The 12,473-nt window shown below is 63.9% G+C and carries 14 protein-coding genes and 1 pseudogene; 7 read left to right on the top strand and 8 right to left on the bottom strand.

Translation table 11 applies throughout. The features are described 5' to 3' along the window. Positions 1 to 138: 138 nt before the first annotated feature. Complete coding sequence (locus XI06_RS18555; protein ID WP_333909350.1) at positions 139 to 993, bottom strand: hypothetical protein; 855 nt, start codon at positions 991 to 993, stop codon at positions 139 to 141. 230 nt (positions 994 to 1,223) lie between these two features. Here XI06_RS18555 and XI06_RS18550 point away from each other — a divergent pair, with 230 nt between their 5' ends. Then, complete coding sequence (locus tag XI06_RS18550; protein ID WP_237864229.1) at positions 1,224 to 1,469, top strand: hypothetical protein; 246 nt, start codon at positions 1,224 to 1,226, stop codon at positions 1,467 to 1,469. 9 nt (positions 1,470 to 1,478) lie between these two features. Here XI06_RS18550 and XI06_RS18545 read toward each other — a convergent pair whose 3' ends face one another. Next, positions 1,479 to 2,414 carry an alpha/beta hydrolase gene (locus XI06_RS18545; protein ID WP_271606090.1) on the bottom strand — a complete coding sequence of 312 codons (936 nt, stop codon included), beginning with the start codon at positions 2,412 to 2,414 and terminating at the stop codon, positions 1,479 to 1,481. A 151-nt stretch (positions 2,415 to 2,565) separates the two neighbouring features. Between XI06_RS18545 and XI06_RS43900 the strand changes: the two are divergent. After that, positions 2,566 to 3,451: pseudogene (locus tag XI06_RS43900) on the top strand (branched-chain amino acid aminotransferase). Positions 3,452 to 3,457: 6 nt separating this feature from the next. Here the strand turns inward: XI06_RS43900 and XI06_RS18535 are convergent. Both XI06_RS18535 and phaR read right to left on the bottom strand, forming a co-directional pair. Continuing rightward, complete coding sequence (locus XI06_RS18535) at positions 3,458 to 4,075, bottom strand: class I SAM-dependent methyltransferase (protein WP_237864226.1); 618 nt, start codon at positions 4,073 to 4,075, stop codon at positions 3,458 to 3,460. 110 nt (positions 4,076 to 4,185) lie between these two features. Further along, complete coding sequence (gene phaR / locus XI06_RS18530) at positions 4,186 to 4,782, bottom strand: polyhydroxyalkanoate synthesis repressor PhaR (RefSeq protein WP_237864225.1); 597 nt, start codon at positions 4,780 to 4,782, stop codon at positions 4,186 to 4,188. A gap of 314 nt (positions 4,783 to 5,096) precedes the next feature. Here phaR and XI06_RS18525 point away from each other — a divergent pair, with 314 nt between their 5' ends. From XI06_RS18525 to XI06_RS18510, 4 genes are all read left to right on the top strand, one after another. Beyond that, positions 5,097 to 6,275, top strand: coding sequence for an acetyl-CoA C-acetyltransferase (locus XI06_RS18525; protein WP_237864224.1), 1,179 nt, complete (start codon positions 5,097 to 5,099; stop codon positions 6,273 to 6,275). Between the two features lie 235 nt (positions 6,276 to 6,510). Continuing rightward, on the top strand, positions 6,511 to 7,236 hold the full coding sequence (gene phbB / locus XI06_RS18520) for an acetoacetyl-CoA reductase (RefSeq protein ID WP_237864223.1): 726 nt from the start codon (positions 6,511 to 6,513) through the stop codon (positions 7,234 to 7,236). Positions 7,237 to 7,337: 101 nt separating this feature from the next. Continuing rightward, positions 7,338 to 8,207: an aromatic amino acid exporter YddG gene (yddG, locus tag XI06_RS18515; protein WP_271606089.1), complete on the top strand. Its 870-nt coding sequence runs from the start codon at positions 7,338 to 7,340 to the stop codon at positions 8,205 to 8,207. Beyond that, entirely contained in the window at positions 8,204 to 8,488 is a 285-nt protein-coding gene (locus XI06_RS18510) for a hypothetical protein (RefSeq protein ID WP_271606088.1), read from the top strand. The genes yddG and XI06_RS18510 overlap by 4 nt, the downstream gene beginning before the upstream one ends. Positions 8,489 to 8,498: 10 nt before the next feature. Here XI06_RS18510 and XI06_RS18505 read toward each other — a convergent pair whose 3' ends face one another. The 3 genes from XI06_RS18505 to gloB all read right to left on the bottom strand — a co-directional run bounded on the left by XI06_RS18505 (position 8,499) and on the right by gloB (position 10,499). Continuing rightward, positions 8,499 to 9,182: a flavin reductase family protein gene (locus tag XI06_RS18505; protein WP_271606087.1), complete on the bottom strand. Its 684-nt coding sequence runs from the start codon at positions 9,180 to 9,182 to the stop codon at positions 8,499 to 8,501. A gap of 76 nt (positions 9,183 to 9,258) precedes the next feature. Continuing rightward, complete coding sequence (locus XI06_RS18500) at positions 9,259 to 9,681, bottom strand: cupin domain-containing protein (RefSeq protein ID WP_237864219.1); 423 nt, start codon at positions 9,679 to 9,681, stop codon at positions 9,259 to 9,261. A 50-nt stretch (positions 9,682 to 9,731) separates the two neighbouring features. Beyond that, on the bottom strand, positions 9,732 to 10,499 hold the full coding sequence (gene gloB / locus XI06_RS18495) for a hydroxyacylglutathione hydrolase (protein ID WP_271606086.1): 768 nt from the start codon (positions 10,497 to 10,499) through the stop codon (positions 9,732 to 9,734). A gap of 108 nt (positions 10,500 to 10,607) precedes the next feature. Here gloB and XI06_RS18490 point away from each other — a divergent pair, with 108 nt between their 5' ends. Continuing rightward, entirely contained in the window at positions 10,608 to 11,354 is a 747-nt protein-coding gene (locus XI06_RS18490; RefSeq protein ID WP_271606085.1) for a methyltransferase domain-containing protein, read from the top strand. A 59-nt stretch (positions 11,355 to 11,413) separates the two neighbouring features. On the opposite strand, the gene XI06_RS18485 is transcribed toward XI06_RS18490, so the two are convergent. Further along, entirely contained in the window at positions 11,414 to 12,211 is a 798-nt protein-coding gene (locus XI06_RS18485) for a DUF4167 domain-containing protein (protein WP_237864216.1), read from the bottom strand. Between the last annotated feature and the right edge of the window lie 262 nt (positions 12,212 to 12,473).

Raw genomic sequence — 12,473 nt, 5'->3', positions numbered from 1 at the left:
CCAGTGCGAAAACGAAGTGAAAGGTCGCCTCAGTGTCGCGCTAGGTTACTTGCGGCAATGTAACGCGCTCGACGTTTTCGGAAGAGGATTAACGAGCGGTTGACGCGGTGTTTGCAAAATATCCACCATGGCTCGCGGTCAATTGCGCACGGCGTAAAGCGGCGTGCGCAGGGTCACCTGATAGGACGGCTTCGGCATCCACGCGATCTGCGCGGTGATGCCGAACAGACGGTTGTCATTGTCATCCATGCGGTCGAGGTCGAGCCGCAGGATGGGCTGGGTGAAGGCCTCGGCCAGCGTCCGGCCCGCGAGCTGCGCGCCGCCGAATGATTGCACGCCCAGGCGTCCGGTGAACTTCCAATTGCTTGGCCATTGGTAATAGCCGCCGGCATAGAGGATCGTGTTCGGCTTGATCCGGGCGAGCGGACTGGCGATGTCGGTGTGGGTGTATTGCACGCCGGCGAGCCAGCCCCGCGTCTCGTCCTCGTCAAGCGCGTTGTCGAATTCCAGAACGTGGTTGAACGAATTCGTCATGCCCTGTTCGTTCGGCACCGACTGCGTCAGGGTGGATTGCAGCGTGATGGTCGGGATCGTGCCTCCGTTCTGCTGGTGGAGATCGGCCTGCACGCCGATATTCCAGCTGGTGATGTCGAAGGACGACCAGCCGCCACCGATATCCGTCGACGAGCCGGAGACGCCGCCATAGAGGGACACGCGATCGCTGACATCCACGGTCAGCGGCAGGTCGACGGCGATCGATTTCGCGGCCGGCAAGCCGTTCGGCAGTGTCCCGCCGCGCAGCGTCGCCAGCGCCTCGAACGCGGCTGAGAGTGAGGTGTTGCCGAACCCAAGTCCGAACGTGCCCGCGGGGATCGTTGCATAGGTCGTGCGGAGATCGAGATAGATGTTCGGGACAGCAGGCTTTGCCGGCGTGTCCTCCTCATCGGCGGCGTAGGCGGCGCCCGCCGAGGCCGTCAGGCAAAGCAGTCCCATCGCGACGGCGCGCCAAGCCGGACGATATGGTGGGCTGCGGTGGAGCACGTGACTATCCGACGCGTGGCACTCAGGTGACGGAATGGCTCGCTAGATGGAACGTGATCGTCCGTGGGGTCAAGGTCTATCCGTGCGCCGTGGACGATGCGGACGTGCCCGGTTACCTTGCCGTAATCGCGCAGACACACTTGCCCACCACAGTGCCGGCAGGCCAATAGAGGACGACAGCCATGAACACGTCACGCCGCATCCTGCTCGCTGGTCTGGCTGGGCTTGCCGTGGCTCCGACCGCCGTGACCGCCGCGCCGATTCCGGCTGTTGGTGACACTACCGTCGCCGAAGAGCGCTTCGCGCGCATGATTGCCGCAGCCCATGCACCCGACGTCACCTGCGTGCGGCAGGCCGGACGCTATGCGGATGCGCATTGGCCGGAATATGTTGCCGCTGCGAAGGCCGTGCTCGACGCGAGAGCGTGACTCGCGTGCCTACTTCTCCACCGCGCGTCTGACCTGCTCGCCGATCTGCGACAGTACGAGCTGCGCCTGCGGCAGGATCGCGCCCATGGCGTGGAAATTGTGGACCATGCCGTCATGGCAGACGTGCTCGACCGAGACGCCCGCGGCGAGCAGCTTGCGCGCATAGGCATTGCCCTCGTCGCGCATCGGGTCGAACTCGGCGGTGTGGATGATCGTCGTCGGCAGGCCTGCGAGCCGCGTCGCGCGCAGCGGGGAGATGCGGGGATCGGCGGCATCCAGCCCCTCGGGCAGATAGTCGGACAGATCGGCCTCGATGGTGACGCGGTCGATCAGATGCCCTTCCGCGAACGCCTCGCGCGAGGGGGAGATCTCCTCGAAATCCAGCACCGGACAGATCAGGCATTGTGCGGCGATAGAGAGGCCGGCGATCTGTGCCGCCTCCTGACAGACGATCGCCGCAAGCGTGGCGCCAGCAGAATCGCCGCCGACAACCAGCCGCTCGGCATCGATGCCGAGTGTTTCAGCTTCGCGCGCCACCCATTCGGTGGCCGCGATCGCGTCGTCGACGGCAGCGGGATATCGGTGCTCGGGCGCGAGGCGGTAGTCGACCGACACGAGACGGCACCCGGTCGCATGCGCCAGCGCCGCCGCGATACGGTCATGCGTCGCAATGTTGCCTGCCACCAGCCCGCCGCCATGAAAGAAAACGAAGCCTGGCGAGCGGGCGCCGGCAGACGTTGGCGAATAGAGCCGATAGGGCAGCTCTCCGCCGGGGCCGGGCAATACGCCGTCGGAGGCAGTCACATCAGGCGCCTCGGCTCGGGCAAACTGCATCAGCTTCGCCAGCGATTGCCGACGCGCCTCGACGCTCGGCCGGGTCCGCGCCTGCGGCGCAGCTGCGGCCATCATGGTCAGCAAGCGCTTCGCGAGTGGATCGAGCGGCATGGGAAACTCCAGTGACGTGCCGGGCATTATAGCCGGTTTGCTCGCGATGTTGTCTCAACCTCCGTTCGGGGCGAGAGTTGATGCTTCGCCGCAGCAAATCGTTTAGAAATTGGGACAATAGTGCCCGGATATTTTTCGAGGGAGGCCTGTCGTGGCCGAGATCAAGAAGCCGATTGACTATTCGCCGAGCTGGACCTTCTTCGAAGGCAAATGGCACGAGGGCAATGTGCCGATCATGGGGCCGCGTACGCATGGCGCCTGGCTCGGCTCGGTGGTGTTCGACGGAGCGCGGGCCTTCGAAGGCGTCGCGCCCGATCTCGACCGTCACATTGCCCGCGCCAATCAATCCGCGATCAATTTCGGCCTGAAGCCGGTGGTCGATGCCGACACCTGGTTGGCGCTCGCCAATGACGGCATCGCGCGATTCGCACCGAATGCCGAGCTCTATATCCGTCCGATGTATTGGGCACAGAATGGCGCCGGCGGCGGCGTGCTGTTCGACCCCGAGACCACCAATTGGTGCCTGTGCATCTACGAGGCGCCGATGCCAAAACCAACCGGCAATGCGATCACGCTGTCGCCGTTCCGCAGGCCTACCGCCGAATGTGCGCCGGTCGATGCGAAAGCCGCCTGCCTCTACCCGAACAATTCGCGCTCTCGCCGAAGCAGCATCGCGCGGCTTCCAGAACGCGCTGATGCTCGACCTGCTCGGCAATGTCGCCGAGTTCGGCAATTCCAATGTGTTCATGGCCAAGGACGGTGTTGTCTTCACGCCGGCGCCGAACGGCACCTTCCTCAATGGGATCACGCGCCAGCGCGTGATCAACCTGCTCCGCGGCGACGGCGTCACCGTGGTCGAGAAGACGCTGCGCTATCAGGACTTTCTCGCCGCCGACGAGATTTTCTCCACCGGCAATTTTGCCAAGGTCGCGCCCGTGATTCGTATCGACGAGCGGGAGCTGCAGCCGGGTCCGTTCTACACCAAGGCGCGCAAGCTCTATTGGGACTTTGCCCATGCGGTGAAGCTGGCGGCCTGACGAAAGCTAGCCCCGCCGCCGAAACCGGCTGAACTGAAACGCCTGTGTCGATTGCCACGGCGTTTGATGTGTCTCGCTGCGCGTCTCGACCAGCTCGAACCCGGGCCCAAGCTCGCTTGAGAGGCTCGCGCTGTCATGCCGTTGCACCGGCAGCCCGCTGCATTTCTCCGGGCCGTCAGGCGCGAACGTTGCGATGATCACGTGTCCGCTCGGCGCAACCGCCGACCGCAGTCGCTCGACATAGGCAGCCCGGTCGTGCGGATCGGTTAGGAAGTGAAACGCGGCGCGATCGTGCCAGACATCCCACGTCCTCGCCGGGCGCCATGACGTGGCGTCGGCAACGATCCAGTCGACCGCTGAGGCGGCCGTACCGATTCGCGTCTTTGCAGCGTCGAGCGCGTTGGCGGAGAGGTCCAGCACCGCAATGTCGCGATATCCATCTTGTAGCAGCGCATCGACCAGCCGCGATGCGCCGCCACCGATGTCGATGATGCCGACGGTATGATCCGGACTGGCCGCTCGGATCATCTCGAGCGAGATCGCCGGGTTGTCCTGAAACCAGCTGACCTCGGTCTCGCCCTTGGTGGCGTAGACATTCTGCCAGTGCGTAGTTCGGTCAGACATGGCGGCTCCGGCCCTGGCCGGGGAGGGCGGCGCCGCCAACGGCGATGCCGCAATCAATCGGGAATTCGCGCGCCCGCCGCAGTCGGACGCGCCCGCCGTTGTGAAGGGACTTACTCGTCCTTCTTCGACATCCGCTCGAGGCGTTCCTGCATGTCCTTCATCTGCTGGCGCAAGTCGTCGATGTTGGTGTCCTTGGCCGGCTCCGCGCTGGCGTCGGGTTCTGGCTCCGGCGTGCCCGCCGGGCGGCCCGGCGTGGGGACAAACGGCTTGAACATCGAGAAGGTCTGCTGGAACAGCTCCATGTTGCGGCGGACCTGTTCTTCCAGCGGCGCGAAGGGCGTGCCGGACAGCGTGTTGGCGATCTGCTTGCGGAACTTCTCCTGCTCCTGGGTCAGCGTCGCGATCGACTGCTCCAGATATTTCGGCACCACCATCTGCATGCTGTCGCCGTAGAAGCGGATCAGCTGGCGAAGGAAGGTGGTCGGCAGGAGATTCTGGCCGGCCTTGTTCTCCTGCTCGAAGATGATCTGGGCGAGCACGGAGCGGGTGATGTCGTCACCGGTCTTGGCGTCGTAGACCAGGAAATCTTCGCCGTCCTTGACCATGGCGGCGAGGTCTTCGAGCGTCACGTAGGTGCTCGTTCCGGTGTTGTAGAGCCGGCGGTTCGCGTATTTCTTGATCGTGGTGGGTTGGTCTGATTTCGCCATGGGCTCTCACTTGCAAACGCGGAGAACAGGAACCTGCAGGGCTATGCCGCAGGGCGGGAAGAGTACGCAACGCAACAAAATAAGCATTTTCAAAGGGCTCACGCTACCGTTTTGTGCGGCACGGTTAATCGCGGTGCAAAATCTTGCTTGCGAAAGCGCCAAGAACGCTATTTTGAATGCGCTGCGGCATGAATTCGGTCGCCGGCCGATTGACATGCCTCAACGACGTTAACAGGATGGCTCACGAGACTGGCGAACGCTTTTCCAGCCCCGCCGCCCCCTCTACACAGAACCTCAAGCCTCAGGAGATGCCCATGTCAGACGATGTCGTCATCGTCAGCGCCGCCCGCACCCCGGTCGGAAGCTTCAACGGAGCCTTCGCGACCCTTCCCGCACATGACCTCGGCGCCGTCGCCATCAAGGCCGCGCTGGAGCGCGGTGGCATCGAGCCCGGCCGGGTCTCGGAAGTCATCATGGGCCAGATCCTGACCGCTGCCCAAGGCCAGAATCCGGCCCGCCAGGCCTCGATCATAGCCGGCATCCCCGTGGAGAGCCCGGCCTGGGGCGTCAACCAGCTCTGCGGCTCGGGTCTTCGCACGGTCGCGCTCGGCTACCAGGCGCTGCTCAATGGTGATTCCGAGATCGTGGTCGCTGGCGGCCAGGAATCCATGAGCATGGCTCCGCACGCCCAGTACCTTCGCGGCGGCGTCAAGATGGGCGCGGTCGAGTTCGTCGACACCATGATCAAGGACGGTCTGTGGGATGCCTTCAACGGCTACCACATGGGCAACACCGCCGAGAACGTCGCGCGGCAGTGGCAGATCACCCGCGCCCAGCAGGATGAGTTCGCAGTCGCCTCGCAGCAGAAGGCTGAAGCTGCGCAGAAGGCCGGCAAGTTCACGGATGAGATCGTCCCCGTCACCATCAAGACCCGCAAGGGCGACATCGTCGTCAGCGCTGACGAATATCCGCGCCATGGCGCCACGATCGATGCGATGGCCAAGCTCAAGCCTGCCTTCGAGAAGGACGGCACGGTCACCGCCGGCTCTGCCTCCGGCATCAATGACGGCGCCGCCGCCGTGGTGCTGATGACGGCCAAGCAGGCCGCCAAGGAAGGCAAGAAGCCGCTCGCGCGCATCGTGTCCTGGGCGCAGGCCGGCGTCGATCCGAAGATCATGGGCTCGGGCCCGATCCCGGCCTCGCGCGCCGCGCTGAAGAAGGCCGGCTGGAGCGTCGGCGATCTCGACCTGATCGAGGCCAACGAGGCCTTCGCGGCGCAGGCCTGCGCCGTCAACAAGGACCTTGGTTGGGACACCTCCAAGGTCAACGTCAACGGCGGTGCGATCGCGATCGGTCATCCGGTCGGCGCGTCCGGCGCGCGCGTGCTGGTGACGCTGCTGCACGAAATGCAGAAGCGTGATGCGAAGAAGGGCCTTGCCACGCTGTGCATCGGCGGCGGCATGGGTATCGCGATGTGTCTCGCGCGCGACTGAAGCTGACACTTGACTGACGGGTGCGCTGCACACGTCAGTGAGTGCGTTGCACGCGATTAAAAAAGCAGCGGTTGCAAATCAAATATTCTTCGCAACCGCGCAAGCCTCAACTAAATACAAACGCCCGGCTCAACGCCGGGCGTTTTGTTCTTGATGTCCGTCAAACCAACCGCATAATCCATCACTAAAAACGATCACTCAGAACGTCCGAAGAGTCCAAGGGAAGGAATACGATATGGCACGAGTTGCATTGGTGACGGGTGGTACGCGGGGCATCGGAGCTGCGATCAGCAAGGCGTTGAAGGCGGCCGGCTACAAGGTCGCCGCGAGCTACGCCGGCAACGACGCGGCGGCTGAGAAGTTCAAGGCCGAGACCGGTATTGCCGTCTACAAATGGGACGTCAGCAGCTTCGATGCCTGCGCCGAGGGCGTGAAGAAGGTCGAGGCCGATCTCGGGCCGGTCGAGGTGCTCGTCAACAATGCCGGCATCACCCGCGACACCGCCTTCCACAAGATGACGCTCGAGCAGTGGAACGCCGTCATCAACACCAATCTCGGATCGCTGTTCAACATGACGCGCCAGGTGATCGAGGGCATGCGTTCGCGAAAATTCGGGCGCATCATCTCGATCTCGTCGATCAACGGCCAGAAGGGTCAGTTCGGCCAGGTCAACTATTCCGCGGCGAAGGCCGGCGACATCGGCTTCACCAAGGCGCTCGCGCTCGAGAACGCCAAGGGCGGCATCACCGTGAACGCGATCTGCCCCGGCTACATCAACACCGAAATGGTGCAGGCGGTGCCGAAGGACGTCCTGGAGAAGAACGTGATTCCGCAGATTCCCGTCGCCCGGCTCGGCGAGCCCGAGGAGATCGCGCGCGCGGTCGTGTTCCTCGCGGCCGACGACGCCGGCTTCATCACGGGCTCGACGATGACCATCAATGGTGGTCAGTATCAGGCCTGATAGGACATCAAGCCTGTAGCGTTGGACGCGACAAGGCGATAGTGAAAACGCAAATGCCCGGCCTCGTGCCGGGCATAAGCGTCCTCAGAGCCTTTTGATCGATGACCCCGCGCACCGCCACACTGATCGGATTGACCGCGATCCTGATGTGGTCGCTGCTGTCAGTGATGACGGTCGCGACCGGCAAGATTCCGGCGTTCCAGCTCGCCGCCATGACGTTTGCGATCGGCGGTCTCGTCGGGCTCCTCACCTGGATCGGCCGCGCTGACGCCGCGAACAGCCTGCGTCAGCCACTGGTCGTGTGGGTCGTCGGCGTTGGCGGCTTGTTCGGCTACCACGCGCTCTATTTCCTCGCGCTGCGCTTTGCGCCGCCCGCCGAAACCGGCCTTCTGAACTACATGTGGCCGCTGCTGATCGTGCTGTTCTCGTCCTTCCTGCCTGGCGAGCGGTTGGCCGTGCATCACATCATTGGTGCTGTCCTCGGTCTCGTCGGCACAGTGCTGCTGTTCGCCGGCAATACGTCAGGCTTCGCGCCGGGTGCGGTGCCGGGATTGATCGCGGCCTTCATCGCCGCCTTCGTCTGGGCGACCTATTCGGTGCTGTCGCGGCGATTGAAGGCAGTGCCGACCGATGCGGTCGCCGGCTTCTGCCTCGCCACATCGCTGCTCGCCGCGCTGATGCATGGTCTGCTCGAGACCACGGTATGGCCGGAGACCATTTTGCAATGGCTCGCCGTGATCGCGCTCGGCATCGGTCCCGTCGGTGCGGCCTTCTATGCGTGGGACATCGGCATGAAGCGCGGTGACATCCGCGTGCTTGGCGCCGCTTCCTACGCGACGCCGCTGCTCTCGACCGGCTTCCTCATCGCCGCCGGCTTTGCCAAGGCCAGCGCCAACATTGCGATTGCCGCGATCCTGATCGCCGGCGGCGGCTTGATTGCGGCGAAGGACATGGTGTGGAGGAAGCGATGATTCGCTTGATCGCCGTTTTACCGATCCTGATCTCCGTGCTCGCTGCTCCGGGCGCGACGGCGCAAGTCAGTGCGACGCCCAAGACGTTCACGGGTATTCATCGGAGCGAGCGCGGGAATAGCCGACCCGAGACGGTTACGGTCACCGATGGAAAATCCTTCATCCAATTGACAGTCGAAGAATATCGAATCGGTGGTTATCGACCGGCCTACGAAAAGCTTCCGACGAGGATTATTCGTCGACTGCCTGTCCGGGCTCCCGCGCCAGCCGATCTGGATTGATGAGCGCGCATCAAGGCGCCGGCTGCCAGCCCGGCGGTCGATACATCGCTTCCGGAATCTGTCCGAGTTCGGAGCGCTGCAAGCGCTCTGGTGTCAGGCCATAAAATTCCTGGAAGCTAAGGATCAGCGGCCGCCATTTGTCGGGATCGATGCGGTTGCTGGTTCCGCTCATCATGATTCCGCGATGCGCATGCACGCGGGTGATGCGGACCTCGATTGCTGCGAGATTGCCGCGCCAGACCGCGTCATCCTGTGCCATGTCGTGTAGATGGGCGACCTTGGCCTCCATCTGCACTGGACATTCAACCGCGCGCGGCGCGCTGACCGTTTCGCCCTGTAGCGCCGTCAAGCCGCTGAGGCCGAACTTGTCCTTCTCGTGCCTGTAGCCGCGATAGAGTTTTCCGAGCGGGACTGGATCCGAGCCCGTAGTGCGGGCGAGGCGGTCGACCGTCGCGACGAGGTCGGCCGACGGCAGATTGAGCACGCATTCGCCGGTGCGAATCATGTTCTCGGTGGTCTTGGAATTGCGGGCGAGTCCGAGCATGCAGCGCCACCCCACCCACCACGCCGAGGACATCGGTGCGAGATTGTGTGAGCCGTCCTCATTGGTCGACCCGATCAGGACGACGGGTGTTCCGAAATAGAGAATGGCCGGGTCGATCTGAACCGTCGGGGGATCGAATGTACCGTGCATCTTGCGCTCCTGCTTATTGATAGCGCCGTCCTACGATGCGCGATGGACCGAACCCACCCGATTCCAGATTGCGGCGCTACGGCTCCCAGCCCTTCGGCGCGAGCTCGAACTTTGCGAACTCGAACGCCGGCGCCACTGTGCAGCCGACCAGCGTCCACTCACCGGTGGTCTTCGCCATTTGCCAGGCGTCCGCCGGCACGATCGCCTGCGGCCGCTCGCCGCCCACAAGATCGGTGCCGAGCCGCACCTCGTGTTGGGAGCAGCCCTCATGGGCGATGCGCAGTATCAAGGGGCTACCGGCGTAGTAGTGCCAGGTCTCGACCGCATCGATCCGGTGCCAGTGCGAGCGCTCGCCGCGCGCAAGCAGGAAGTAGATCAGGGTCGAGCGCGAGCGGCCATTAACGTCGGTGGTCTGGTCGCGAAAGGTCTCGCGGTAATGGCCGCCCTCGGGATGCGGGCGGAGTTCGAGGCGCGCGATGATCTCGGCTGCGGTCGGCATCGATCCCCGTCAGGAGTTAGTCTTCAGGACTTTGCTTTAGGATTTGTTCTTCAGGACTTGTTCTTGCGCTCGCGCAGCTCGCCGAACACTGCGGCGGCATCCGCGCCCTTCATGTGTAGCCTGGCTGCGACCGCCGGTTCATCGGCGCGCAGGAACACGTTTGCTCGCTTCTCATCACCAAGCAGTGAGGGAATCGTCGGCTTGTTCTCTGCCCGCAGCCTCGCAACCTCCGCCGCTCGTGCCTGAAGCGCCGCATTGTCGGGCTCGACCGTGAGCGCGAACTTGACGTTGGACGCCGTGTATTCGTGGCCGCAATAGAGCTTGAAGTCGTCGGGCAGGGCGCGCAGCTTCAACAGCGAGTCCCACATCATCGGATAGTTGCCTTCGAACACGCGGCCGCAGCCGATCGAGAACAGCGTGTCGGCGGCGAACAGCGTCTTTTCGGTGTCGAACACGTAAGAGATGTGGTCGAGCGTATGGCCGGGCGTCTCCAGCACGCGCGCGAGCAGCGTGCCGACCTTGACCACGTCGCCATTGGCAACGCGCAAATCGACGTCCGCAATTTTCGTCGTCTTGTCATGCGGCGCGACGACGCGGCAATCGTATTTCTGCTTGAGCTCGGCAACGCCGCCGACGTGATCGCCGTGATGGTGTGTGATCAGGATGTCGGTGAGCTGCCAGCCCTCCCGCTCCAGCGCCCTGATGATGGGGCCAGCTTCGGGGGCGTCGATCGACGCGGTTGCCTTGGTTTCCACATCGTGGATCAGATAACCGAAATTGTCGTTTAAACAGGTGAAAGTACGAATTTCGGCGGCCATGACATCTCCATCGCGCTCAGCCCCGCCAGACAAATATGGCGTTAACGTTGCGCAGGCAATGCAATATTGGGCGCGCGACCGCGCCCCGGCGCATGTTACATTGCCGTCATGACCATCGACGTTGTCGACCTTCGCGAATTTTATTCCCGCCGCCTCGGCATCGTGGCGCGGCAGATGATCAATCGCGGCATCAGGGAACGCTGGCCGGGCGCCGGAGGCCAGCGCGTGCTCGGCATCGGCTACCCGACACCCTATCTCGGGCTGTTCCGCGAGGACGCGGAGCGTTGCATCGCCTTCATGCCGGCAGCCCAGGGCGTGCTCAAATGGCCGACCGGGCGGCCCGCGCTGGCCGCGCTGGTCGACGAGTTCTCGCTGCCGCTTCCCGATGCCGCGGTGGACCGCATCCTGCTGGTCCATGCGTTGGAGATGTCGGACGATCCGGCCGCGCTGTTGCGCGAGGTCTGGCGCGTGCTGTCGCCCTCGGGGCGGGTCATTGCGGTGATTCCGAACCGGCGTGGCGTGTGGACGCGCAGCGACAACACGCCGTTCGGCCATGGCCGTCCCTATTCGCGCTCGCAGATCACGGACCTGTTGCGGCAGGCCTGGTTCACGCCGACCGGCTGGGGCGAGGCGCTGTTCATGCCGCCCTATGCGGGCCGCTGGGTGCTGAAATCGGCGCAGATGTGGGAGCGTGCCGGCGCAGCACTGTCGCTGCCCTTCGCCGGCGTCCACATCGTCGAGGCGACCAAGCAGGTCTATCGCGCGATCCCGGCCAAGCGCGAACGGGCGCGGTTGATTCCCTCCCTTGCAAAGCCGGTGCTGGTGCCGTCCTCGACCACGGTGACGGGGGGCTGAAAACAAATCGTCCCGGCGAGGCCGGGACGATTGCAATCCATCAAGATCGGAAGTGTGACCTACTCGCCCGGGGCGAGATCGTCGCTGGTCGCGGCAGGAGCTGCCTCGCGCTCAGGACGCGGGCCGTTATGCGGCCGGCGACGTCGCCGCGGATAGCGCTCGCCACCGCCGCCATTGCCACCTTCGAAGCCGCCCGGAGCGGCGTTCGCCTGCGGCTGCGCGCCGGTGATGAAGGACGGCAGGCGATCGACGCTGCCAGCATCACCGACGACAGGCTGCGGCTGGTTCGGCGGTTGCGGCTGCTGATGATATTGCGGCTGCGGACGATGGTCGCGTTCGCGATGCTCGCGCGGCTGCTGCTGATCGCGCTGATAGGGCTGCTGCTGGTTGTCGCGGTTGTCGCGCTGCTGGTAGTCACGCTGGTGGTCGCGCTGGCCGTCGCGGTCGCGCGTGAATGGCTGCTGCTGCGGCGGCTGCGGAACGAAACCCGGCTCCTGGCCGAAGGCCGAAAAATTCTCGCCGTCGTCCTCGCCGTCGTCGCTGCTGGTGCTGACGGGTTCGTCGCCGCGCGGCTGCTGGTTCTGGCGGAACTGTTCCTGGGCCGCCGCGATCAGGCGGAAATAGTGCTCGGCATGCTGGTAGTAGTTTTCGGCGGCAACCGGATCGCCCGAGGAGCGCGCGTCACGCGCAAGCTGAAGATATTTTTCGGCGATGTGGGAGGCGGTGCCGCGGATCTTGATGTCGGGGCCGTTCGATTCGTAGACCCGGGTCATCGGGTTCTGGCCGCGTCGGTTGTTGTTATTGTTGTTGTTGTTGTTGCGGTTGCGCATCCGCTGCTTGTTCTGACCGTTTCTCATGTCCTGCCTTTAATTCCAGCCCTAAAGGTTGCACGCATTACTGATTGCTAGGAGTGACCTGATGACAGCGGTTCACAGGCCTCGCGCGCACCGCGCGCAAGGGCGGCTTGAACCCTGCCAATGTTCGTCGACCGTCGCGCTCAACAAAGACGCGTTCCCCACCCGCCAGCATTCATTGCCAGCGAACCCATTCATATCGCCTGCCGAAACAAGCCCAGCTTTGTTGCGTAAGTCTTCAAGCGCAATATCAGGCTTTCGTTCA

The organism is Bradyrhizobium sp. CCBAU 11434, assembly GCF_028128895.1.
Taxonomy (GTDB): domain Bacteria; phylum Pseudomonadota; class Alphaproteobacteria; order Rhizobiales; family Xanthobacteraceae; genus Bradyrhizobium; species Bradyrhizobium zhengyangense.
Note: the sequence above shows the minus strand (reverse complement) of the source record. Positions and strands in the feature narration are given on the sequence as shown.